This is a genomic window from Huintestinicola butyrica, assembly GCF_025567215.1.
Taxonomy (GTDB): Bacteria; Bacillota; Clostridia; order Oscillospirales; family Ruminococcaceae; genus Huintestinicola; species Huintestinicola butyrica.
In genome coordinates, this window is record NZ_JAOQKB010000002.1 from 182,607 (window position 1) to 207,688 (window position 25,082).

Genomic DNA, 25,082 nt, shown 5'->3' on the forward strand with positions numbered 1-25,082 from the left:
CAAAAATCCGCTGTCACAATAATGTGGCAGCGGATTTTTACTCAAACAAGCTCATCTGGTCGTATTCATACCCCAGTTTTGAAGCAGATATGATATCCTGCATTTTATAAAGTATGCCGTATTTTTCACATTCCTCGGTGAATGCTTTCCACAGCACTTTTACATTTGGGCAGGTGCATTCATAGGAATTGCCGAAGCGGTGGATATATTTGTCGGACAGCCGTTCCCCCGGGAATATGCTGTCAAGACTGCTGAGAAAATGCTCACGCTGAGTGTTCCTGAGAGTAACTCCGAAAGCGGGGTATATGAAATGCACTCCCGCTTCATGCCCAAGGCGGACTATGGAGCGGATATTCTCCTCGCTGTCCTCGATAAACGGCAGAACGGGCATCATGGTTATTCCCGTGAAAAGTCCGCTTTCCGACATTTTTGCCAGCGCCTCAAAGCGCTCCGAGGACACGCTCACATTTGGCTCAAGCTTTTTGCAAAGCTCATCATCGGCGGTGGTGACTGTAAGCTTGCACATCATGGGAGAATGTTCCTTTACGGAAAGAAAAATATCAATATCACGGGTCATAAGCGCACTTTTTGAAAGAACTGCACAGCCAAAGCCGTAAGCGTCGATAAGCTCCAGCGCATGGCGGGTAAGCAGAGCCTTTTCTTCATATGGATTATAAGGGTCGCTCATGGCACCCGTGCCGATGACCCCCGTATGCACCTTTCTGCGCAGCTCGTCACGGAGGATCTCCAGCGAGTTTGCCTTGCACCTTACCGAATCAAAGTCGCCGATGCCGTAGCAGTCGCTGCGGCTGTCACAGTATATGCAGCCGTGGCAGCAGCCCCTGTAAAGGTTCATATTATAGTCGGTGCCGAACCAGCCCGAGGTCTTGTTCCTGTGCAGTATGGAAACAGCCTTTACTTCCTCCATACGGCTTCCCCCTCTCATGTTGTCGGATATTGTTGTATTTATTTTATTATAACACATTTATCCGAATTTGTCATTGGTTTTTGAAAAAATATGTTCAAATCGCAGATAACTTCAATTATCATTATATCACAGGTAATATGACAGCGGTATGTCAGGTATTATAATACCAATCGCCAATAAAACTATAGACAAAAAGTCTTCACATAACCCATACACGCAAGATCATGCTCGATTTTTTGTATAGTTTTTAATTGATGCTTAGTATAAGCAAACTTTTTTAATAAAATCCTCTGAATTTCTTTGTTGACAAATCCTTTGCGATGATATAATCTATACTATTGATATATTTTTGAAAGGATAGAACATATGAAAGAACTTACTTCGGGCAATCCCGCCAAGGTGATATTCGCCTTTTCGGTACCCATTATTATCGGAAACCTTTTCCAGCAGCTTTACAGCATGATCGATACTATTATAGTGGGAAGGACTATCGGCGTTGACGCTATAGCGGCGCTTGGCTCCACAAGCTATATCTCCACCCTTATAATCGGCTTCATGTCGGGTCTTACCAACGGCTTTTCAATAATAACCGCAAGACACTACGGCGCAGGCGATAACGTTAAGATGCGCCGCTCGGTAGCGGGAACTATAATCATCGGTCTGGCGGTATCGGCAGTGCTTACCGTGGCAAGCATATTCTTCATCAAGCCCTTTATGCACCTGCTGAACACTCCCGCAGATATTTTTGATGAGGCTTACAGCTACATCTCCGTTACACTGTTCTTTATGGTAACAGCCATGCTTTACAATATGTCCGCAGGTGTTCTGAGAGCCGTGGGCGACAGCATAACTCCTCTGGTGTTCCTTATAATATCCTCCGCCATGAACGTGGGACTTGATATCCTTTTCATTGCAAAATTCGGCATGGGCGTTTCGGGAGCGGCGTATGCGACTATCATATCGCAGGCAGTTTCATTTATCCTATGCTGCATTTATATAGTGATTCGCTTCCCCTATCTTATCCCAAAGCCCGAGGAATTCAAGATAACGTGGGAAGAGGTGTGGGAGCTTTTCTCCATGGGTCTGTCGCTTGCGCTTATGTTCTCGCTGGTCGAGATAGGTTCCCTTATTCTACAGCGTGCCATCAATGATTTCGGCACAAAGACCATTGCGGCTCACACCGCCGCAAGAAAGATATCCAGCATTCTCATGCTCCCCTACACCGCATTCGGCTCCGCCTGCGCCACCTATTGCAGCCAGAACATCGGTGCGAACAGACCTGACCGTGCGGGCAAGGGCGTAAAAAGCTCTATCCTTATGGCGTGGGTATGGTCGGCTGCGGCAGTCATTATCGGATATGTTTTCTCGCCATACATCGTAAGCTGGATAGCAGGCACGGACGAGCAGTATATCGTTGATCTTGCTTCAAAATATATGCGTGTCAACACGCCGTTCTACTTTGTGCTTGCGGTGCTTATCGTGCTGAGAAGTTCTCTGCAGGGACTTGGCAGAAAGGCAGTTCCCGTAGCCAGCAGCATTATAGAAATGGTTGGAAAGGCGGTAATCGCATTCACCGCCGCACCTGCTCTGGGATACTTCGGAGTAATGATATCGGAGCCTATCGTATGGATATTCATGACCATACTTCTCATCATAGGATATGCTTCCGACAAGCAGTTGATGGAAGCCACATTCGGAAAGAAAAAAATTTCTTCGTAAATTGTAACAATCTGCCCCGCTGATCTGTATTACTATCATAGGGGCAAAATTATAGAAATATTACAGGGATATATGACAGGGGGTGAACGGGCAGATGCTGACTGATGCCGAAAAACAGCAGCTATTTAAAAATGTATTTGAAAGCTGCAGCCGACTTGTTTATTCGGTTGCATTCAGCTACATGAAAAACCGTTCAGACTCCAACGATGTTATGCAGGAAGTTTTTCTCAAATACTATAAGAACATGGATAAGCTGAGCGACTGCGGGCATATAAAGCCGTGGCTCATAACCGTTACGTCGAACATCTGCAAGAACACACTGCGCTCATCATGGTTCACCCGCATCGTCTCGGAAGATGATCTGGACACCGTTCCCTATGAAGAGGATTTCGGCGAGGAATCCGACCTTTTCCGCTCGGTGATGCGGCTGCCCGAAAAGGAGAGAGTTCCACTGCACCTGTTCTATTACGAAAACTTCTCCACCTCGGAGATAGCCCGTATGCTGGGAGTAAAGGAATCGACCGTGCGTGTGCGAATGATGCGTGGGCGTGAAAAACTGAAAAAGCTATATAAGGAGGAATCGGTATGAACGGCAGAAACAAATATGCGGAACAATTTGACAGAAATGCCGGCGAGCCTGCCGATTTTGACAGTCTTTTCCGTTTTGAAAAGGGCGAGCTTATTGCCAAGAAAAGGATAAAAATGCACAGCAGCAGGCGGCGTATAGCTGCCATGACAATAACTGCGGCTGCTGTGACGGCAGCAGCGTTCTTCGGGTTGTCCTATCTGAATTCCAGCGGAACATCTGACATAAGCATAGCGGAGCTTGCGGAAATGTCCGAGACCACTGCGTCTCTTGACAAATTTCTCGAAAGCGGCAGCGAACATCTGCTGAGTGAGTTCATTAAACCCACAGACATCTGTTTCCACGCAGCAGTCACTGCCGATGCTTCACAGCAGGATATTTCTCTTGATGAAGCGGATATTATCCTCAGGTGCAGGGTGATAACAAAGAACTATCTTCCCGAAAGCGATACGGGACGGATAGAATATGAGCTGTCACCCATAGAATATTATTACGCCGATAATGTTTCCCCAAACAGCACTTTTACCGATATCATGTATGTGTCCTCCGATCCCGCAGCGGACGGCGAACTGGGCGAAATGCAGATAGGCGACGAATATATCATCATGCTGAACGTTTCCGATGAATACGGAAATGTTCAAATAAGCCTTCCCGAAAATACTGCGCCCATTCGCAGAACTGCCGAGGGCTGGCTCATTGATTCACGCTGCGCCGAGCTTTGCGAAAATGCTGTCCCCGTTGTGAACGACATCGAAAGCGAATCGGGCAGGAAAATTTTCCTTGAACCCTCCGACGATGCCATGAACGAAAAGGTGCAGTATGCACTGGATAAAAGCACTCGAAAATATTATCATCACACTGCTGAAATTGCCTCTGTAACATTAACGGACGGCGAAAGCAATGTCTCATACACATCGGATATCCGTGAGATATACCAATTCAGCGAAATATTCGGCGGCAGTGCTTCCGACATATTTGAAAAAATCCGCACCGAGGACGAGAACGGCGGAACAGTGCTTGTCCTTGACAACGAGGAATATTTTAAGCTTTATCCCCACATAACGGGCACTGTTTCCTTTGCGGGTCAGAATTACGAGGGCAGTGAAACCGTTATGATACTCACAGCAAGCGGCACTGCAAGGACTGTTATCTTCACAGGTCTTTCGAGCCGTGAGGTGAACGGCGGCGATCAGGCGGATACAGAGACGCTTATCGGTCAATGCGGCAGTGAGCCTATATATATCCGCTGCTATGACGATATGGGACAACTTATGAAAATAAATATTGATGAGTAAAGCAAAAATCGGACAAGGCACACGCCCTGTCCGATTTTTTTATCATTTATCATTTCAGCTCAACAACGGTAACGCCGTCCTCGCCCTCGCCGAAAAGTCCGTTTCGGAAGCTTTTTACCGATGGGTGATGCTTCAGGTGGCGCTGTATGCCCTGTCTCAGAAGTCCCGTTCCCTTGCCGTGAATAATGGTTATTATGCCTGCATTTACCATTACGGCGTTGTCGATGAAAGCATCAACCTCGTGAATGCCCTCGTCAACGGCGCAGCCTCTTATGTCAAGCTCCAGCGAACTTCTGCGCTCCATTTTCCCGCTGACCTTGGTTTTGGAAACTCCCGCTCTTGCGCCTGCGGGAGCCTTTTTGCTGCCCACAGTCACCTTGTCCTCCTCCGCAAGTCGCAGACGGCTTACGTTGGTCTTGGTCTTCATAATGCCCACCTGCACAAAAACATTTCCGTTGGCATCGGGGTCGCCGGCAAGTATTCCCTTTTTGCCTATATCAACGATAACAACGCTGTCTCCCCTCTTATAAGGACGTGGAGGCTTATACTCGTTTTCCTTCTTGCGGACGGGATTTGCCTCGTCATACATTTTATCGAGAGAGCTGCGGCTCATGGATTTTGCGGCGCTGGTGCGCTTATCAAATGCTTCCTTGTTGCGCTCCTTGCGGATATCCGCCAGCTCTTCAAGAAGCTTATCAGACTGAAAGCGGCAGTTCTCAACTATGCGCATTGCCTGGGTATGTGCCTTTTCAAACTCCTCGTCCTTACGGGCTTCAAACTCCTGCTTCTCAAGTTCAAGGGCTTCCGCCTGCTCCTTTGCCTGCTTTTTCAGCTGAGCAAGCTCGGTGTTCTGCCTGTCAAGGGCACGTCTGGAAGCTTCCAGCTGAGTGACAACCTCTTCAAAGCGGCGGTCATCATCTGAGACCAGTGCCTTTGCATTGGCAATGATATCCGCAGGCACTCCCAGCTTTGATGAAATGGAAAATGCGTTTGATTTTCCGGGAGAACCGATTATGAGCCTGTATGTGGGCCGGAGGGTCTTTACATCAAACTCGCAGGAACCGTTCTCTACATTTTCATGCTCGATAGCAAAAATTTTCAGCTCCTGGTAGTGGGTGGTGACAAATATCCTGCTGCCCTTTTCCATAAGCGCCTCGATGATTGAAACCGCCAGAGCCGCACCCTCAACAGGGTCGGTTCCCGAACCCAGCTCATCTATAAGGATAAGGGAGCTTTCGTCGGCGGTCTTGATGATGTTCACCACGTTGCTCATGTGGGAGGAGAATGTGGAAAGGCTCTGCTCGATGCTCTGCATATCGCCGATATCAACAAGGATATGCCTGAAAACAGATATTTTTGTTCCGTCAGCGGCAGGCACCATAAGTCCGCACATGGTCATGGCTGTAAGAAGTCCCGCAGTTTTCAGCAGAACGGTCTTACCGCCTGTGTTGGGGCCTGTTACTATAAGCGTGCTGTAATCCTTGCCCACGGTGATATCCACGGGAACGACCTTATCGGGGTCAATAAGGGGGTGACGTGCCTTTTTAAGCTCCAGCACGCCGTCATCGGATATCTCGGGGATACAGCCCTTCATCTTTGCGCCAAGGTTTGACTTTGCAAAGTAAAGGTTAAGCTCGGCGCAGGTCATGTAGTCATTTTTCATAGTCTCGGCGCAGGCTGCACAATCGGAGGAAAGCTCGGCGATAATTCGCTCGATCTCCTCCTGCTCCCTGCCCTGGAGAACACGGATATCATTATTTGCCTCAACAACAGCCTCAGGCTCGATGAACAGTGTGGAGCCTGTTGCGGAAGAAGCATGGACGATACCCTTTACGTTGCCCTTGTACTCCGCCTTTACGGGGAGAACATATCTGCCGTCACGGACGGTTACGATGTTATCCATCAGCGACTTCTGCACGTCGGCAGAGCGAACCATCTTGTCAAGGCTCTCTCTTATCCTGATGCCCGCCTGAGCTATCTTGCGCCTGATGTTGGCAAGCTCGGCACTGGCGGTATCGGCGATCTCGTCCTCGCTGAGAATGGCGTTCTGTATCTTATCCTCCAGCCACTTGTTGGGGGAAAGCTCGGTAAACAGCGGAGTAAGCGTATTTTCCGCATCTCCTGCGGAAGCGTAATAGTCGGTGAGACCCCTTATCTGCCTGAGCATCACGCCCACGTCAAGCAGCTCACGGAGAGTAAGACTTGACCCCGACTGCGCCCTTTGCAGCGAGCCTCTTATATCCTTGAAGCGGTAAAAGGGCGGTGTGCCGTATTTTACCGAAAGGTCGAATGCGTCCTCGGTCTTTTTAAGCTCTGTTCTTACCTTGTCGATATCGGTAACAGGCTCCAGCTCGGATATCATGCGGAGAGTCTCGTCATTTCCTGCCTGCTCCGCCAGCATATCCATTATCTTATGTAATTCAAGTGTTTTATAGTGTTTATTCATTTTTATTATCCTCATATTGTGCAGACGCTGATATTGAATGATAAAAATCCAGCGTCCTGAAATGTCTCTCAAAATGCTCCTGTGCATACAGCTCGCTTATTTTGCCCAGCTTTTTAAGAGCGCCCTCGGAAAGCCTGAAGCTGAATATCCTGTCAAGCTCGGACAGGCACACAAACCTTATAGCCTCAAACATTCCCGGAGTTATCTCAATATTATATTTGTTGGGGTACAGCACCCTTGTCTGCATATGCTCATCGCAGAGGAATATCCCCTGCTTTATGAGAAAATACAGCGGTACATCGGAGCGGTAACACTCATCACAGCCCAGCAGTCCGGGCATCATTCCCAGGTCTGCGGACACTCTCATCTCAAAAACGAATTTTATAAAATCGCAGTCCGCTTCCTTTTCGGATATCATATAAAGGCTGTTGAGGAAAAGCCTGTATATGTCATTTGCGGTCTGCCCTGCGGTAACGGCGCAGGTTATTATCTCGGAAAAATAGGACGCAAGGGCAAGCTTCTGCATATCAAGACGAAGCCCGTAGAATATCTTCACAGGCTCGCTGCTGTTAAGGTAATACCTGCCCGACCGCTCCCTGAAACAGAACTTTGAACAGGCAAAAAGCTGCGTTGAGGCATTATTGCCCGAACCCAGCTTTTTTGCGCCCTTTACCGAAATTTCCACAAGGCCCATATCGGGGGAAAGCACGGTGATGAACCTGTCATTATCCCCCACGTCCCTTACTGATATCACCGCTCCTACAGTGGTTATGAGCATCTGACGGCTCCCCTCCCGCTGACCTTGATGTGGGCAGCTCTCTGCTGCCTATGCCTTTATAGTAAAGATAATCAGCGACTCTTCCGCTGTTTTCAAAAACGTTCCATCTGTCACGGGAAAAATCCTCAGTCATAGCAAACCCTCCAATAGAAGTTTACTATAATTATTTCCCGAACCTTACTTTATATCATTGGTATTATTTGATAATCCGAAGTTGCGGATAAGCCCCTCACGGTTTCTCCAGTCCTCCTTGACCTTGAGCCACAGCTGTAGATTTACACGTATTCTGAAAAATTCCTCCAGTTCCTCACGGGCAAGGCTGCCTATCTGCTTGAGCATAGCACCCTTTTTGCCGATTATCATGCCCTTGTGGGACTCTCTCTCGCAGTAAATGGTGGCGGAGATGTTCAGTATATCCTCACTGCTTTTTGTTACGCTTTCGCTGAGCTGCTCAATGGTAACTGCTATTCCGTGGGGAATTTCGTCACGCATGAGAAGCATTACCTTTTCTCTGATTATCTCCGACATAATGACCCTTTCAGGCTGGTCGGTAACGGAATCATCGGGGAAATAGTGAGGCGCAGGCACAGCCAGTGCGCTTATCTCGTCCATGAGAATGTCAAGACCGTCGTCCTCCGCAACGCTTACGGGAATGACAGACTTGAACTCCATTATCTGCGAAAACTCGGCTATCTTGTCAGCCACAGCGCCCTTGTCGTCAAGCAGGTCTATCTTGTTGAGCAGCAGTATAACGGGAGTTTTACCGTCCTTGAAGCTGTTCAGGGCGTTTATATCTATCTCGTTTATCTTCTTTGTAACGTCGGCAACGTAGATTATGGCGTCAATGCCCGTTACCGAGTCCTTGACAGCCTGATTCATATGCTCGCCCAGCTTGTTCTTAGCTTTCTGGATACCGGGTGTGTCGATAAATACATACTGTATCTCGCCCTTTGTGAGAACGCCCGTTATCTTTGTACGAGTAGTCTGGGGCTTGTCGGTGACCATAGCTATCTTTTCACCCACAAGCTTATTCAGCAGGGAAGATTTTCCCGCATTTGCACGTCCCGCAATGGTGACAAAAACAGATCTTGTATCCATAAATTCAATCCATCTTTCAATTATTTTTAGGTTTAAAAACAAACATAAATGCCAGAATGAGCCATACCGCAAGAAGGAGAACAGCTGTCAAATTACCCGCGAAAAACTCCCATAAAACGGTAAGCCTTTCCCTGTTTATAAATATCACAGTACCGCACACTGCCGAAAACAATGCGCATATCAGCACCGCTCCCGCAGCGCAGTCCTTTGCCGCTTTTGCTTTCGGGGATATATTCTTTGAAGCGGCATCAACGGCATTCTCCACCGCAGTGTTTATAAGCTCTGCGGATATTACCGAGGAAATACATATGACCACCGCCAGCAGCTCCGCCCGTGTTATCCCGCATATAGCTGAAACCGCCAAAACGGTCACAGCAGCGCAGAGATGGAACCTCATATTACGCTCATGCCTGACAGCGTGCATCACGCCCGAAAAAGCGTATGTAAAGCTTTTAAAGAAAGCCTTCAGCTCATTCAGCATCGGGTGTGAAGGTAACGTCTCTTGAAATGCCAAGCTCGCCCAGTATCGCTTCTTCCTTTTCACGCATATTTGCAGCGTCAAGAGGAGAAGTCTCATGGTCATAGCCCAGCAGGTGGAGCATAGAATGAACGGTCAGGAAGCCAACCTCACGCTCCAGCGAATGGCCGTAGGTCTTTGCCTGCTTTACGGCTGTTTCCATGGAGATTACCACATCGCCCAGCAGCAGCGCACCTGTTTCCTGATTGATATCGTAAACGCCGTCCTCGCCGAGAGGGAATGACAGCACGTCGGTTGACTTGTCCTTTCCTCTGAACTGCTTGTTAAGGCGGCGTATCTCGTTGTTGTTGACGAAAGAAACGCTTACCTCAGCATCATTGCCGAAATGCTCATAGGAAAGCACCGCAGCGCAGCTCTTTCTCACCAGAAGTCTCAGCCCTACAGGTATCTTTACATTCTTCTGATTGTTCTTTATATATACTTTAAGCTTTGGCATAAGATCACTTCTTCCTTTCTTCGTTTGCCTTTTCGTATGCCTTGATAATATCCTGTACCAGCTTGTGGCGGACAACGTCCTTTTCGCTGAAACGGACTATCGCAATATCATCTACATTTTTAAGAACTCTTATGGCATCTACCAGTCCAGATTTTCCTGCATCGGGCAGGTCTATCTGAGTGATATCTCCCGTAATGACCATCTTGCTGTTGAAGCCAAGACGGGTAAGGAACATTTTTATCTGCTCCCTTGTGGTGTTCTGCGCCTCATCGAGAATGATAAACGCATCATCAAGGGTACGTCCTCTCATATATGCAAGGGGTGCGACCTCAATGCTGCCCTTCTCAATATACTTTGCAAAGGTCTCCGCTCCCATCATATCAAAAAGAGCGTCATAAAGGGGTCTGAGGTAAGGGTCAACCTTGTTCTGGAGATCACCCGGGAGGAAGCCCAGCTTCTCACCCGCTTCAACTGCGGGACGGGTAAGTATTATCCTGTTTATCTCGTGATTCTTGAACGCCTTGACAGCCATTGCCACCGCAAGATAAGTCTTTCCCGTTCCCGCAGGACCAATGCCCATTACAATGGTGTTCTTGGATATAGCATCAACATATTTCTTCTGTCCGAGAGTTTTTGCCTTTACGACCTTTCCCGAGGACGTAACGCATATTCCGCCGTCGGTAAGCTTTACAGCCTCGTTCACGGAATTTTCCTCAACCATGGAGAAAATATATCGGAGGCTCTGCTCGTTTATGTTCTCGCCCTTGTCCGCCATTGCAGCCAGAGCTTCCACCGCAGCCTTTGCCTTCATAACGTTAGGCTCATCGCCGCTTATGCGTATATCATTGCCTCTGCTGAGTATGACCACGCCGTACTGCCTCTGCAATAAGTTCAGATTTTCATCAAATCTGCCGAAAAGAGCTATTATACTGTCCATAGAAGAAACGTTTACTATCGCTTCCGCCACATTACCACCACCGATAAAAAATAAATATTCAATATATATTATATCACAGCTTTTGTAAAAAATAAAGACTATATGAAAAAATTATACAGTTCTTTTTATAAAATTCAGGATATTCCTCTTTCTTTTTTGAGATAATCGAATGCCTGGCGGATATTTGACACAGCGATTATGCCTATCTTATACCGCCTGGGGTCTATCTGCCGCAGTGACATCTTTGGAATGATGCACTTTTCAAAGCCAAGGCGCTGAGCCTCCGCAATACGCTGGGAAACGTTTGATATGCTTCTTATCTCGCCGCCCAGACCTATCTCTCCGAATGAAACAAGCTTTTCGTTTATGGGCATATCCATAAGACTGCTGTACAATGCCAGTGCTGTGGGCAGGTCAGCGGCAGGCTCATCAAGGCGGAAGCCTCCGACAATGTTCACATATACATCAAGAGAGCCGTAAAAAAGTCCCGCTCTCTTTTCAAGCACCGCAAGGATAATGGCAAGGCGGCTGAAATCAAAGCCTGTGGAAGTACGCCTGGGAGCGGAATATCCGCTTTTGGTAACAAGTGCCTGAATCTCCGCAAGGATAGGTCTTGTGCCCTCCATTACGCAGCCCACACAGCTTCCCGAAACGCCGCAGGGTCTGCCCGAAAGAAACATTTCCGAGGGATTTTCCACCTGAGAAAGACCGTTGTCAAGCATCTCAAAAACGCCTATCTCGTTGGTTGAGCCGTAACGGTTCTTGACCGCTCTCAGCAGACGGTAGCTCTGATGACGGTCTCCCTCGAAAAACAGCACCGTATCAACGATATGCTCCATTACCTTAGGGCCTGCAATGGCGCCGTCCTTGTTGACATGACCCACAAGGAAAATAGGGATCTCCAGGTCCTTTGCCAGGTGCATGAACATATTTGTGCATTCCCTGACCTGGGTTATGCTGCCCGAGCTGGAGCTTATGTCACGGATATTCATGGTCTGTATTGAGTCGATTATAACGATATCGGGGCGTGTGGCGGTTATGGTGCTGCACACGGATTCTGCATCGGTAATGCTCAGCAGGTACAGGTTAGTGGTGACAACGCCCAATCTGTCCGCTCTCAGCTTTACCTGGCGGACGCTTTCCTCTCCCGAAACGTAGAGAATGGTGTGCTCCCTGCCGAAGTAGCTGCATATCTGCAAAAGCAGAGTGGATTTTCCTATTCCCGGCTCGCCGCCCAGAAGCACCAGCGAACCCTTGACCAGTCCGCCGCCAAGAACTCTGTCCAGCTCCCCCGCACCAGTGGAGTAGCGTATCTCATCTTCGGTGTCTATCTGGGAGAGAGTTCTCACCTTGTCTGAGCAGTCCTCGCCATTAAGAGCGGAGGGGACTTTCTTTGCTCCCGACTTTTTGGGCGCAGCCTCCACCACCTCTTCCTCAAAGGTGTTCCACTCGCCGCAGGAGGGGCATCTTCCGTTCCACTTAGCGGACTCATATCCGCAGGAGGAACAAACGTAAACCGATTTAAGCTTTGCTGCCATCAAAATACTCCTTACAATAAAACCCCTGCAACCTTGATTGCAGGGGCATGGGTTTGTCACCCTGTTAAATTCATTATGTTTATGAGCAGTATCCAGCTGAGTCCGTAATATGTCACCACGGCAACAAGGTCGTTGATGGTGGTTATCAGAGGACCGGATGCAACTGCGGGGTCTATCTTTATCTTCTTGAAAAACAGAGGGATAAGTGTTCCCACTGCGCTCGAAATCACCATTGAAAGCAGCAGCGCCGCACCTATGCAGGCAGATACCGCAAATGCGAAAGCGGCTGTTTTTGCCTTGAACACCATAAGGTAAAGCCCCACGAACAGTATGGAAATAACGCCGAGTATGACACCGCCCGAAAAGCCTATCTTCATTTCCTTTGCCACAAGGGAAAGCTTTTCCTTAAATGTGATGTTCTCATCGGTAAGCACACGGATAGTCACAGCCAGCGACTGTGTTCCCACGTTGCCCGCCATATCAAGGATAAGGGACTGGAACGCCATTATTATGGTAAGCTGAGATATTACCTTTTCAAAAAGTCCGACCACAGATGAAACGCACATTCCCAGCACCAGCAGCACCAGAAGCCAGGGCATACGCTTTTTAAGGCTTGCGCTCAGCGGCTCGGAAAGATCTTCCTCTGCGGTAAGACCTGCCAGCTTTGCGTAGTCCTCGCCCATTTCGTCATCGACAACTTCAATGAGACTGTGAGCGGTGATAACGCCAAGAATGTGGCTGTTGTTGTCAAGCACAGGGATACTGTCCTCGGAATAATCCTTCAGTCTTTCGATACAATCGTCGATATTTTCGGTGCCGTAAACATAAGGGAAGGACGTGCTGATAAGATCTTCCAGCGGCTGCCCCTGCCTTGCGGTAATAAGGTCTTTAAGATCCATTGCACCGAAAAACTCCCCGCTTTCGTCCGAAACGAAAAGTGTGGAGATGTTGTCATTATCCTCCGCCTGTGCGATAAGCGCTGACATAGCGGATTTTACGGACATGGTATTTTTCAGCTCGATAAAATTATCGCTTAGCTTGCTGCCTATCTCGTCCTCGTCAAAGGAAGCGATAAGCTCTACTTTTCTTTTGGTCTCATCGTCCAGCAGATCGATGAGCTGATTCCTCTTTTCCTTTGACATTTCACGAAGGATAGCTGCACAGGAATCACTGTCCAGCTCGGAAAGCAAGGTAACTGCTTTCTTCATATCCATTTCGTCAAGGAAAAGTGCGGCGCTGTCCTCGGGCACATACTCGAATATTTCTGCCAGCACGGAAACATCAAGCACCCTCAGCAGCCTTTTTCTTTCAGCGGGAGTGACCTGGGTCATTACCTCTGCAATATCCTTGCCGTGGTAATCCCCCAGCTTTTCCTGCATTGCTTTCGGCGAAAAATTGCCCTTGATTATGCCGGCTATTTCTTTTTCATAATCGGGGATATGAACTTCAGCCGAAGCATTTTCCATTGCCTTGTCTTTTTCAAATTCCATTGATACCCAACCTTTCAATTAAAGAATCTGCTGCAAATTCATCATTGAAAGTGATAACGGGCAGGACAAAGGTTCCCGTTTATTCGGGCATAGTCCGAACTATATTCATCAAACGGCGGCAAAGCGGCACGCTCCGCACACCTACGGGGACGCATATCCGCAATCGCCCGTGACTATCACTGCTGCTCACTTTGCTCACCTCACATTTACAAATAAATTTTTTTGATTCTGCAACATATCTATTATACTACATTTTCTTCCGTCAAGTCAATAAAAAAATATTATTTTACATTTATTTTACTGTGTAAGCGGTCGCTCATTATTGCCGGAATAATAATTTAAAGTGTATAAATGAATTGACTTTTTGCCGTTTTTATATTATAATAACGTATAATATAACATTGGGGCAACTATAATATTTGCATATATCGGGAGGCTCTTATGAAAAAGCTTTTGTTTGTATATAACCCCCATTCGGGCAAGTGCCAGATACTTACCCATCTTGCGGAAATAATAGATATTTTCACCAAGGGCGGATATGAAGTAACCGCTCACCCCACCCAGGCCCGTGACGACGCTATGGAAACGGTCAGGAGGCGTGCGGCGGACTTTGACCTTATCGTATCCAGCGGCGGCGACGGAACCACCAACGAGACTATCAAGGGCATTATGGAAAGCGGCTGCAATATTCCCGTGGGCATTATCCCCGCAGGAACTATGAACGACTTTGCTTCAAGCATAGGGATCCCCAAATATATGCCCGACGCTGCCCGTGTCATCGCAGGGGGCACTCCCAGATATGTTGACATAGGCGCTTTTAACGGCAGATATTTCACATATGTTGCGGCGTTCGGCGTATTCACTCAGGTAAGCTATGCCACCGATCAGCAGCTGAAAAACACATGGGGCGCACTTGCCTACATGACAGCTGCCGTAAGGGAGGCTCTCCAGAAGGGCGAGCTTAATCAGAAATATTCCATTACTATCGAGTGCAACGGTCAGACCATAAAAGATGATTTCATTTTCGGAATGGTCTCCAACTCCCTTTCCGTCGGCGGAATAAAGGGACTGGCAGGTAATGACGTTCAGATGAATGACGGTATTTTCGAGGGAATTTTCATCAAGAAGCCCTCTTCGCTTATCGAGCTTCAGCAGACCCTCAACGCACTTATCAGGAAAGAATTTGACGCACCATATTTCTACTATTTCAAATCCTCAGATTTCAAGTTCTACACCGACGGCAGCGTGCCCTGGACACTTGACGGCGAATACGGCGGAGCGGAGAAGGACATCTGCGTAAATGTAGTCCATGACGCTTTGCGTATAATGGTTGATAGCGGCAAGGCGGCAGGTCTTTCCGACCCAAAAGCAGAGGAATAAACAGAAAGCAGGCTTAACAATGGCAGATATCAAGGCAGCACAGGAACGGGCGGCAGAGCTGCGCCGTGTGCTTGAAAAATACAACATCAGCTACTATGTTCTTGACGACCCGCAGGTAGAGGACGACGAATACGACAGGCTCATGCAGGAGCTTAAAGCCATTGAGGCTGAATATCCCGAGCTTGTAACACCCGACTCCCCCACCCAGCACGTGGGCGGATATGCGATGAACACCTTTGAAAAGGTCACTCATGCTGTTCAGATGGGCAGCCTGCAGGACGTTTTCTCCATGGAACAGGTGACTTCATTTGCGCAGAAATGCTCCGAGGAGCTTGGCGCTCACCCTGTTTTCACCGTCGAGCCTAAGATAGACGGTCTGTCCGTTTCTCTTGAATATGCTGACGGCGAATTTGTAAGAGGCTCCACCCGTGGAGACGGATTTGTGGGCGAGGACGTTACGGCAAATCTCAGGACTATCCGTTCTATCCCCAAGAAGCTTCCCGAAAAGCTCCCGTTTCTTGAAGTCAGGGGCGAGGTTTATATGCCCCGTGAGTCCTTTGCGGCGCTGGTCGAGCAGCAGGATATGAACGGCGAAAAGCCCTTTAAAAATCCCCGAAATGCTGCGGCAGGCTCACTCCGTCAGAAAGACCCGAAAATAACTGCCGCACGAAAGCTTGATATACTCATCTTCAACATTCAGCAGATAGACGGTGCAGAGGTCACTTCTCACAGGCAGTCGCTGGAGCTTATGCGAAAGCTGGGCTTCCACGTCATCGACGACACAGCCGTTACGGACGTGAATGATATGTGCGCAAAGATAACCGAGATAGGCGCAAACCGCAGCAAATATCCCTATGATATTGACGGCGCTGTGGTAAAGGTTGACAGCTTTGCTCAGAGAGAGAAGCTTGGTGCCACCTCAAAGTTTCCCAAGTGGGCGGTGGCTTACAAATATCCTCCCGAGGAAAAGGAAACAAAGCTTATTGATATAGAGGTAAACGTTGGCAGAACGGGCGCCATAACCCCCACTGCCGTTTTTGAGCCTGTTCAGCTGGCAGGAACCACCGTCAGCAGGGCGGTGCTCCACAATCAGGAATTTATCAGCGAAAAGGATATCCGCATAGGCGACACTATCCTTGTGCGCAAGGCGGGCGAAATTATCCCCGAGGTAATAAAGTCCGTGGCTCATGCTGAAAACTCCGTGCCGTACACTCTCCCCGAGGAATGTCCCGTATGCGGCGCAAAGGCTGTAAGATACGAGGACGAGGCGGCGCTAAGATGCCCTAACACCGAATGTCCCGCACAGCAGTACAGGAACATACTCCACTTCTGCTCAAAGGGCGCTATGAACATTGACGGAATGGGTCCTGCGGTAATATCCGCTCTTCTTGAAAAGAAGCTTATCGAGACTGCGGCGGACATATATTCCCTCAGAGCCGAGGACATCTCCGCTCTTGACCGCATGGGCGAAAAGTCGGCGAAAAATCTTATTGCCGCCATTGAAGAGTCAAAGAACGCTCCCCTTGACAGAGTGATTTTTGCTCTGGGAATACGCAATATCGGTGCGGCTGCGGCAAAGCTCCTGTGCGAGCGCTTCGGCTCCATTGACGAGATAATGAAAGCTTCGGCGGAAGATATCGCTCAGATAGACGGCTTTGGCGGCGTTATGAGCGAAAACACCGAAAAGGCTTTCAGAGAGCCGCATTTTATTCATCTCATAAACCGTCTTAGAGACGCAGGGGTGAAAATGGAGTACAAGAGCAGCGTTACCGACAAGCGCTTTGAGGGCAAGACCTTTGTACTGACCGGAACTTTGCCCACACTTAAACGTGACGAGGCAAAGAAAATGATAGAAAGCTTCGGCGGAAAGGCATCTTCCTCCGTGTCGAAAAAGACAGACTATGTTCTTGCAGGCGAGGAAGCGGGAAGCAAGCTCACCAAGGCTGAGGAGCTGGGCATAACCATTATCTCCGAAGAAGAATTTCTGAATATGTTGAAATAAGGAATGATAACAATGGCAAACTGGAAAGACAATCTCATCAAAATAGAACCTTACGTTGCAGGCGAGCAGCCCGCAAAAAAGGACTTTATCAAGCTCAATGCAAACGAAAATCCCTATCCCCCCGCTCCCGGAGTGGCAGAGGTAATACGCAATTTTAACGCAGGCGGACTTAACAAATATCCCGATGCAAATGCAATGCCGCTGGTAAGGGCTATTGCCGCAAGACTGGGACTTAAAGAGGAAAATATCTTCATCGGCAACGGCTCGGACGATGTTCTGGCGCTGTCATTCAGGGCGTTTTTCAACTCAGGCAAGCCCGTTATATATCCTGATATCACCTACTCATTTTATCCCGTGTGGTGCGATATGCTGGGCATTCCCTGCGAGACTATCCCTGTAGATGAAAACTACAATATCCGTGCTGAGGACTACAAGCGTGAAAACGGCGGCGTTATCATCTGCAACCCCAACGCCCCTACAAGTATCGGCAGAGGGCTTGACTTTATGCGTGAGATACTGGACGCAAATCCAGACAGCGTTGTTATCTCCGACGAGGCATATGTTGATTTCGGCGGCACATCTGCTCTGCCGCTTTTAAAGGAATATCCCAACCTGGCAGTTATACAGACATTCTCAAAATCCCGCTCCATGGCAGGTATGAGACTGGGCTACTGTGCCGCAGGCGCAGAGCTTATCGCAGCCCTGAGAGCCGCAAAGGATTCATACAACTCATACCCCATCGACAGCATTGCCATTGAAGCAGGCTGCGCTTCTGTTGCGGACGAGAAATATTTCAGCGACACTGTTGCAAAAATAATCGCCACAAGGACACGCCTTACCGATGAAATGCGCAAAATGGGCTTTGACGTTAAGGACAGCTGCACAAACTTCCTTTTTGCGACCCACCCAAAATACAAGGCTCCCGACATCAGCGCATTCCTTAAAACCAGGGACATTTATGTAAGATATTTCAGCAAGCCGAGAATAGACGATCACCTGAGAATAACTATCGGAACAGATGAGGAGATCGACGCTCTTATCGCTGCATTAAAGGAATACATATCAGTGAGCTGCTGATTTCGATAACTCAGCTTGCAGAAAATACCTTGCGGCAGATCATAATACCATTGTTACAGTGAGGCAGTAAAAAATGAATATTACCTATGAAGAAGCAATGCGAAGAATTGATGAATACGAACAATATGATAAGGGATATAAATGCTGCCGTGAAACAAGATTTCCACGTGATATTGATCTTTACAGAGGAGAAGGACAGATACTTGTTGTACCTCTTACACAAAGTATGTTCTGGCGTCGGCGCTATTTGGGGGTATATTGCAGTTTAAATGATTCAGAAAGTGCAGTTAACATAGGGATGAAAGTATATAAAAGTATGAACAAGAAATTTACATAAATAATCATAGGAGTATTTCAATGGTATTTAATAAGAAATTTAAACTACAAAGCTATTTTGATAATCGCATACCGTTATGCATATACAGAAGAAATAATGTAATATATTTTCAAACGCAGATTGAGGTCGCAAGAGCTGACGGGCTTCGACGCAAAACTTACACTGAAGAAAAATGCAAAATTGATGAACACAATATCAAGGAAGTCGGAATACTTGCGGACAAGCTTCTGAAAAGTTTTGAGGACATAGGCGATTTGTCAATTGCCGAGTTTAAAGAGTTGGTTGGCATGGACATTGAACAGTATGAAAGTATTCCCAAAGATAGAGATGCATTTCTGAAATTCTATGATGCTAAGGATACTAAAGATTTGGACCGATATTATGATTCCTGTTCCCTTTATTATAATATTTTCAGAAAAAAGTACTCATTTAATATATGGTGGCATAAAAAGGGATGTCAATACCCTATAAGCTGTGATTCATCTCAGGGTGAAAAGGGCATACTTACCTTTGACACACCTCTTGAATTTACCGATCACTCCGACCCCGAAAAGCTTGGCAAAATTATAATTGAGGCTCTTGACCGTAGCAGAAAAATCAGCGATAAGGTCGCAGGCAATCCATATCCCGAAAAAACTATCGAGCTTTTAAGCGGTACAACGATGATTGTGTCTGCTCCCCGTGACAATCATTTTTCTGACTGTGAAGATTACGGTGTTGGTGAGCTTTATCAGGCTTATTTGTATTTTCCCAAAGAGGGTGCAGAGCCGTCTGCGGAATTTTACCTCGGCATAGCCGCCGAGCTTGACTGCAATTTAAATGAGGATAACATTCGTAACGCTTGGGAAAAACTTCACGGCAAGGCTGAATTTTTTGAGGTGAAACAGGCAGAACACGGAATTTGGAGGCTTCGTGCCGAGATGAGAAACAAAAGCGTTCACCGAATTTCTTATCTATTGCAGATAGATGAAAGTGAATTGCTTGACTGCACAATGGAGCTTCATAAGCCCAACAGCCGCAAAAAGCTTGATGAAAAGCTTACGGAGATGTTTGAGGAGTTTGCACGTAAGTGCAGTTTTAAAGACTGAACTATTGCCGCCGAATACGGCGGCTTTTTTATTAACAAGGAGTTTTATGCTTTCACTTACAAAAATGTACCGCCCCATAACAGCCCAGCCCTTTGACCGCTCGGACGGGTACAGGGAAATATCCCCCTGTGAAGCGCTGAAGCCGTATATCCGCTGCTTCTGGACATATGAAAGCAGTCCTGATATGCAGCCGCAGCTTGTTATACCCGACACCTGCATGGACATCATTTATCGCATTGACAATGCCAGCGGCAAGGTCTATGGGTGCTTTTGCACCATTGACGATAGCACACATCTTTCAAGCGGAATGGCAGACGGCACATCGGTCTTTGCCATAAGATTTTATGCCTGGACTGCGGCGCTGTTTTCGGGAAACTCCTTTGCGGGAACTGTAAACGGCGGATATGCTCCCGATGAATTTTTCGGGTCATTCTCCGCCCGGCTGGTGCCAATGCTCATAGGCACCAACACCATTGAAGAACGTGCGCTGTATGCACAGAATTATCTCATGCAAATAATGTGCGCCGACCGCATGGATCCATGCCTTATGAACACGGTGCATGATATATTATCATCGGGCGGAAGAGAAAAGATATCAGCTCTTGCGGAAAAGAACGCCGTATCAAAAAAGAAACTGGAACGCATTTTCAGCGAAAAAATGGGCATATCTCCCAAAAGCTTTTCATCGCTGGTAAGATATCAGAAGCTGTGGCAGGATATGTGCTTTTCGGCGGATTTTGACATATTTGAGGCTGTGGTGAAATACGGCTTTACCGACCAGTCCCATTTGCTGAAAGATTTCAGGAAATATCACTCCATGACCCCAAAACAGGCGCTGGAAAATGCAAAAATGTCGCTTTTTTACAATACAGGCAGCGGATATCATGATATCATAAAATAAAAATGATAGGAGGATACCATATGACAGTATTTGAAAAAGCAAGAGGATTTGTTTACAGGAACGCAAGACCTTTGGAGCTTGCACGGTGGAGATTTCATTTTGAAAACGGCAGCGCAGATGATGTTGTGACCGCACTGAGCGCATTTCAGAATGAGGACGGCGGCTTCGGTCACGCACTGGAGGAGGACAATTTTAATCCAAACTCCCTGCCAATGGGCGTGTGGAAAGCAGCTGAGATACTTGACGAGATAGGCTTTTCGGATAAGTCTCACCCGATAATAAAGGGAATGCTGAGATATCTTGAAAGCGGCAGCTGCTTTGATAAGGCACATGAACAGTGGCTGAACACAGTGCCCAGCAACAATGACTATCCCTGTGCCATATGGTGGGCATACAACGGCGAGAGCGATTTCCGCTACAATCCCACTGCGGCGCTGGCAGGGTTTATACTTAAATTTGCGGAGAAGGACAGCGTGATCTATCATAAAGCGCTTATCATTGCAAAGCAAGCAGTGGAATGGTTTGATGCAAATGTTCCGTTCAACGAAATGCACGTAACGAACTGCTTTGTAAGGCTTTATGAATGTCTTTGCATAACAGGGGCGGACGTTTGCTGCATGGACAGCTTCAAAGAAAAGCTCATCACTCAGGTAAATAACAGCATTTGCAGGGACACATCAAAATGGGGAAAGGAATATGTATCTCTCCCCGCTGACTTTATCCGCTCAAAGGACAGCATTTTCATAGGCGGAAACGAAGAGCTTCTGAAAGAACAGTGCAGGCTTGTAAAACAAATGCAGCTTCCTGACGGCAGCTTCCCCGTAACATGGATATGGTGCAATGACTATGCGGAATACCACATTGCCGCAAACTGGTGGAAAAGTGAGTTCTGCATAGGCTACATGAGATTTATCAGGGATTTTGAGGAATAATAATTTATACTAAGCACCAATTAAAAACTATACAAAAAATTGAGCATAATCTTGCGTATATGGATTATGCGATGATTTTTTGTCTATAGTTTTATTGGTGATTAGTATTATACTCCGCTTTAATTTCAAAAAACTATAGACAAACAGAACATAATATGCTATAATGATGTAAATGCACCAAAATCATTCAAGAAAGCAGTGAAAATATGTTCTTATTCAACAAATCAAAAAAAAATGAAGCTCCCGCACCTGCTCCTGTTCCAAGCAAGCCCGCTTCATCACCAATAAAGCAGCCCGTCAATGCAGATGACTTTTTCAAGGACATGGGAAGAAAGCCCAAGCCTAAAAAGGTGGATTTCAACATTGAATCCCCCGAGATAACAGGCCTCAGGGAAGCGCCTCTCCCCCGCCCCGAAAGCACTCTGTCAAACCTTGACACAGATGCAATTTCCACTGACGGACTGAGAGACAAGACCCTTGACGAGGAAGAGGGTCTGGGTAATATCAAGACGGTTGATGTTGAAGAAATTGATGCAGAGATGGACGAAATTCTTCCCGACAAAACCGCAAATCCCGTTCATTACATACCCTTTGAGATACCCGATGAAGAGCCTGCTCCATCCTCCGACCCACTTGACCCCGACAGCTTTTTCAGGGACATTGACAAGCGCAGGAATAGAAAGCCCAAAACCACTATCGAAGCTCCCGAAGTAACAGGTCTGAGGGACGCTCCCGAGGCTGCTCCGGAAAGCGATATCTCGGATATCGACACCGATGCTCTGAGCACCGACGTTCTCCGTGACAAGACCCTGCCCGATAACAGCTTTGTTCACGGCGACATCAACGTTATAGACACGGACAATATCGACACAAGCTCTTTAAGAGACTGATCTTATACTAAACACAAAATCTCCCTATGAACATAACGTTCACAGGGAGATTACTTTTGTTACCGGAGCTTGTCTATCTGAGCGTTTATCTCTTCAAGACCTGTGTTTACGGTATCAACAATGGAATCTCTTGTGGAGTACCAGTCGGTGCCGTTTATAGCCTGATTTATGCTGTCGCTGAGGAGAGTAGAATAATCGGAGGGAAGTCCGCCGTAGATATCACGGACAGGATTTTCGGAAGTAAGTCTGTGGACTTCGTGCTTCATCTCAACCATTTCATCGGACCAGCCATAATCGTTCTTATGCTTTTCATCGCTTATCTTGATAGCGCTTTCATCGTTGTAGGAAGCGATAACACACTCCATGAGCCTTGCAACACCCTCGGGGTTCTGAGCGCCCTTACAGAGGTTGTAGCAGTCGATCTCAGCATTGTAATAATACTTGTCAGCCTGCTCGTCACGGGGAATGGGGACAAAGAAAACATCCTCCGCAGAGCCGAATGTTTTTGTCCATATCTCGGGGTCGGACTCTATCTCGTAAAGTCCGCCGATGTAGAACAGCTCTTTGCCCTCACCCATGAAGTTTATCTGCGGATTATAGGAGAAAAGGGATTTGTCAAAGATAAGACCGTTGCTGTAAAGGTCGTACTGGAAGGTCATTGCTCTTTCAAGCGAGGGGTCCATAAGGTTGCTCTTGACCTTGCCGTTTTCCAGTGAAATTGAGGGAACGCCGCTGGCAAGGTAAAGAGGTGTGCAGTTGAACCAGCCGTCCAGACCGTACTGACCTGCATCGGTATCAACAAAACCAAGAAGCATCTCTCTGAACTTTTCAAGTGTCCACTCGCCGTTTGCGTAAAGCTCTGCGGGATCCTCAAAGCCCATATTTTCGATGGTCTGCTTGTTGTAATATACAACGTAGCCCTCAGTAGCCTGGCACGCCATAAGATAATGCTTGCCGCCTACGGCATACTGGTCGTTCAGGGACTGAACGCTCTGCCAGATAGGGCTGTCCCAGTCAACATAATCATCGTAGCTTTCGGTCATGCCTGAGATAACGTACTGGGGAATTGCCTCTATTGCGGGGAAGAAGTCGATGCCCTCGCCGCTGAGAACGTATGTGGAAAGGTCGGAGGACTGATTTGCCCATGTGGTGGGATAATACTTTATCTCTCCGCCGTATTTTTCCTCGAAAAGCTCCACGGAAACGGGCTTGCTGTTGCCGAAGCCTGTGGGATGCCATGGGTCATAGAAGGACAGCCACTTGATGGTCTTGTTCTCCAGCTCCTTGTCGGTAAGGGTCTCTGCCAGAGCGGACACCTGCTCCTGCTGCTCGGGAGCGAGAGTTTCGGTGTTTATCTCAACGGTCATCTGAGTGGTAGCCTCAGAGGTAGTGTCAAGAAGTCTGCCATGCTCGCCTGAATCGGAGGAGGAATCGCCGCAGCCTGCAAAGCCTGCGGAAAGCATCACTGCTGCTGTTATTGCTGCTGTTTTTCTGAAATTTCTCATATCAATCGTTCCTTTCAAGTTCCTTGACAGCCATGAGGTCGCTCAGAAGCTGTTCATCATAAAATTTTGCATCAAGGCGGTTGTAGAAAACTCCTGTGATATCCCACAGAACAGGGCATATTCCACGGATATATGCCGCTTCGCAGACAGAGGAAAGATACTTTCTTATCATCTCATCGGTCTTATTTTTGGTGGAGGTTCCGAACTCACCCATTATAACCGGGATACCCTTGTCGATAAAGGTAGTTTTCAGCAGATCCATATTTCTGTTAAGCTCGGCATAATCCGCATCTGTACCCCACTCGCTGCGTGCCTTGCCCCAGCTTGCGTCCTTATCAAGGATAGCAAAGGTGGAGGGAGTGTAGTAATGAATGGAAACTGCACATCTGCCTGCGGGGTCGTCGGGCATTTTGAAAAGCTCGTCGCAGGTAAGCTCAACATCGGTGTTGTAGCCTGCAATGAGCAGGTGGCGCTTTTTGTTGTTGCCGCCGGAATTTCTTACGATATCAACGAATTTCTGGTTGATATCGTTCAGGATACCGAAAGACAGCTCCTTATCGCCCTCACCGCTGCTGCGGTTCCATATCTCTTCCCAGCCGCCATCTTCATTAAGGGACTCGAACATGAGATAGTCGCTGTAATTCTTGAAATGGTCGGAAAGCTGAGTCCAGATGCGCTCATACTTGTACATACATTCATCTCTGTCCTCTTCATTGGCAAAGCGTGAGAACCAGCCGCCGTCCCAGTGGATATTGACGATAACGTACATTCCGGTATCAAGTGCCCAGTCGATGACCTCGGTAACTCTTGCAAGGTAATCGTGGTCGATGTCATAATTGCCTGTCATAAGATTTGACCACGCAACAGGTACACGGAGAACGCCGAAGCCGCTGTCGGCATAGCCCTGTATCATTTTCTGAGTGATCGTCGGACTTCCCCAGCCTGTTTCGTATGCCTGTACGGAGCTGAGTGACATTCCGCTGGATTCAAAGGTGTTGCCCAGATTGATGCCAACGCCCATATCGTTCACGATCTCGGCGGTGGTCATATCCCGCATTTCGCCCTTTTTGTCGCAGCCCGTAAAGCAGGCGGCGGACATTATCACTGCCATTATAAGCGGCAGTATCCTACGTTTTTTCATTGCGCTCTCCCTTTCTGTTGGCGTTTCGTGCTTGGTATAA

General features: G+C 47.6%; 23 protein-coding genes. 11 read left to right on the top strand and 12 right to left on the bottom strand.

The features are described 5' to 3' along the window. Positions 1–37: 37 nt before the first annotated feature. Positions 38–928, bottom strand: coding sequence for an SPL family radical SAM protein (locus OCV68_RS03055; protein ID WP_022475458.1), 891 nt, complete (start codon positions 926–928; stop codon positions 38–40). A 366-nt stretch (positions 929–1,294) separates the two neighbouring features. On the opposite strand from OCV68_RS03055, the gene OCV68_RS03060 reads away from it, so the two are divergent. The 3 genes from OCV68_RS03060 to OCV68_RS03070 all read left to right on the top strand — a co-directional run bounded on the left by OCV68_RS03060 (position 1,295) and on the right by OCV68_RS03070 (position 4,528). Then, positions 1,295–2,647, top strand: a complete 1,353-nt coding sequence (locus tag OCV68_RS03060; RefSeq protein WP_022475459.1) for an MATE family efflux transporter — start codon at positions 1,295–1,297, stop codon at positions 2,645–2,647. Positions 2,648–2,741: 94 nt separating this feature from the next. Beyond that, entirely contained in the window at positions 2,742–3,236 is a 495-nt protein-coding gene (locus tag OCV68_RS03065) for an RNA polymerase sigma factor (RefSeq protein ID WP_022475460.1), read from the top strand. Then, positions 3,233–4,528, top strand: a complete 1,296-nt coding sequence (locus OCV68_RS03070; protein ID WP_262570617.1) for a hypothetical protein — start codon at positions 3,233–3,235, stop codon at positions 4,526–4,528. The genes OCV68_RS03065 and OCV68_RS03070 overlap by 4 nt, the downstream gene beginning before the upstream one ends. Before the next feature lie 49 nt (positions 4,529–4,577). Here the strand turns inward: OCV68_RS03070 and OCV68_RS03075 are convergent, their stop codons facing one another. From OCV68_RS03075 to mgtE, 9 genes are all read right to left on the bottom strand, one after another. After that, positions 4,578–6,974, bottom strand: a complete 2,397-nt coding sequence (locus tag OCV68_RS03075; protein ID WP_262570620.1) for an endonuclease MutS2 — start codon at positions 6,972–6,974, stop codon at positions 4,578–4,580. Next, on the bottom strand, positions 6,967–7,752 hold the full coding sequence (gene recO, locus OCV68_RS03080) for a DNA repair protein RecO (protein ID WP_262570623.1): 786 nt from the start codon (positions 7,750–7,752) through the stop codon (positions 6,967–6,969). The genes OCV68_RS03075 and recO overlap by 8 nt, the downstream gene beginning before the upstream one ends. Then, positions 7,700–7,885 (bottom strand): hypothetical protein, encoded by a 186-nt coding sequence (locus OCV68_RS03085; protein ID WP_262570626.1) that lies wholly within the window; start codon positions 7,883–7,885, stop codon positions 7,700–7,702. The genes recO and OCV68_RS03085 overlap by 53 nt, the downstream gene beginning before the upstream one ends. Positions 7,886–7,929: 44 nt before the next feature. Next, positions 7,930–8,850 carry a GTPase Era gene (era, locus tag OCV68_RS03090; protein ID WP_262570628.1) on the bottom strand — a complete coding sequence of 307 codons (921 nt, stop codon included), beginning with the start codon at positions 8,848–8,850 and terminating at the stop codon, positions 7,930–7,932. A gap of 16 nt (positions 8,851–8,866) precedes the next feature. Further along, positions 8,867–9,331 carry a diacylglycerol kinase family protein gene (locus tag OCV68_RS03095; protein WP_262570630.1) on the bottom strand — a complete coding sequence of 155 codons (465 nt, stop codon included), beginning with the start codon at positions 9,329–9,331 and terminating at the stop codon, positions 8,867–8,869. After that, positions 9,321–9,824 (bottom strand): rRNA maturation RNase YbeY, encoded by a 504-nt coding sequence (gene ybeY, locus OCV68_RS03100; protein WP_022475468.1) that lies wholly within the window; start codon positions 9,822–9,824, stop codon positions 9,321–9,323. Before ybeY ends, OCV68_RS03095 begins: the two co-directional genes overlap by 11 nt. A gap of 4 nt (positions 9,825–9,828) precedes the next feature. After that, positions 9,829–10,791, bottom strand: a complete 963-nt coding sequence (locus OCV68_RS03105) for a PhoH family protein (protein WP_262570632.1) — start codon at positions 10,789–10,791, stop codon at positions 9,829–9,831. Between the two features lie 104 nt (positions 10,792–10,895). Continuing rightward, the gene (gene radA, locus OCV68_RS03110; RefSeq protein ID WP_262570634.1) at positions 10,896–12,299 is read right to left on the bottom strand and encodes a DNA repair protein RadA; all 1,404 of its coding nucleotides are present in this window, start codon (positions 12,297–12,299) and stop codon (positions 10,896–10,898) included. 56 nt (positions 12,300–12,355) lie between these two features. Continuing rightward, positions 12,356–13,789 carry a magnesium transporter gene (mgtE, locus tag OCV68_RS03115; protein WP_262570636.1) on the bottom strand — a complete coding sequence of 478 codons (1,434 nt, stop codon included), beginning with the start codon at positions 13,787–13,789 and terminating at the stop codon, positions 12,356–12,358. A gap of 441 nt (positions 13,790–14,230) precedes the next feature. Here mgtE and OCV68_RS03120 point away from each other — a divergent pair, with 441 nt between their 5' ends. The 8 genes from OCV68_RS03120 to OCV68_RS03155 all read left to right on the top strand — a co-directional run bounded on the left by OCV68_RS03120 (position 14,231) and on the right by OCV68_RS03155 (position 22,396). Next, positions 14,231–15,169, top strand: a complete 939-nt coding sequence (locus OCV68_RS03120) for a diacylglycerol/lipid kinase family protein (RefSeq protein ID WP_262570639.1) — start codon at positions 14,231–14,233, stop codon at positions 15,167–15,169. Positions 15,170–15,188: 19 nt separating this feature from the next. Further along, positions 15,189–17,171: an NAD-dependent DNA ligase LigA gene (gene ligA / locus OCV68_RS03125; protein ID WP_262570642.1), complete on the top strand. Its 1,983-nt coding sequence runs from the start codon at positions 15,189–15,191 to the stop codon at positions 17,169–17,171. Between the two features lie 12 nt (positions 17,172–17,183). Further along, positions 17,184–18,248 (top strand): histidinol-phosphate transaminase, encoded by a 1,065-nt coding sequence (gene hisC / locus OCV68_RS03130; RefSeq protein ID WP_262570645.1) that lies wholly within the window; start codon positions 17,184–17,186, stop codon positions 18,246–18,248. Between the two features lie 73 nt (positions 18,249–18,321). Continuing rightward, positions 18,322–18,585 carry a hypothetical protein gene (locus OCV68_RS03135; protein WP_262570648.1) on the top strand — a complete coding sequence of 88 codons (264 nt, stop codon included), beginning with the start codon at positions 18,322–18,324 and terminating at the stop codon, positions 18,583–18,585. A 368-nt stretch (positions 18,586–18,953) separates the two neighbouring features. Further along, entirely contained in the window at positions 18,954–19,673 is a 720-nt protein-coding gene (locus tag OCV68_RS03140) for a hypothetical protein (protein ID WP_262570650.1), read from the top strand. 46 nt (positions 19,674–19,719) lie between these two features. Beyond that, the gene (locus OCV68_RS03145) at positions 19,720–20,574 is read left to right on the top strand and encodes a helix-turn-helix domain-containing protein (RefSeq protein WP_262570652.1); all 855 of its coding nucleotides are present in this window, start codon (positions 19,720–19,722) and stop codon (positions 20,572–20,574) included. Positions 20,575–20,594: 20 nt separating this feature from the next. Continuing rightward, positions 20,595–21,506: a hypothetical protein gene (locus OCV68_RS03150; RefSeq protein WP_262570655.1), complete on the top strand. Its 912-nt coding sequence runs from the start codon at positions 20,595–20,597 to the stop codon at positions 21,504–21,506. 206 nt (positions 21,507–21,712) lie between these two features. Next, positions 21,713–22,396 (top strand): hypothetical protein, encoded by a 684-nt coding sequence (locus OCV68_RS03155; protein WP_262570658.1) that lies wholly within the window; start codon positions 21,713–21,715, stop codon positions 22,394–22,396. Between the two features lie 59 nt (positions 22,397–22,455). On the opposite strand, the gene OCV68_RS03160 is transcribed toward OCV68_RS03155, so the two are convergent. Together OCV68_RS03160 and OCV68_RS03165 are read right to left on the bottom strand one after the other, a co-directional pair. Continuing rightward, positions 22,456–23,901, bottom strand: a complete 1,446-nt coding sequence (locus OCV68_RS03160; RefSeq protein ID WP_262570660.1) for an ABC transporter substrate-binding protein — start codon at positions 23,899–23,901, stop codon at positions 22,456–22,458. A gap of 1 nt (position 23,902) precedes the next feature. After that, positions 23,903–25,042 carry a glycoside hydrolase family 5 protein gene (locus OCV68_RS03165; RefSeq protein WP_147621215.1) on the bottom strand — a complete coding sequence of 380 codons (1,140 nt, stop codon included), beginning with the start codon at positions 25,040–25,042 and terminating at the stop codon, positions 23,903–23,905. Positions 25,043–25,082: the final 40 nt, after the last annotated feature.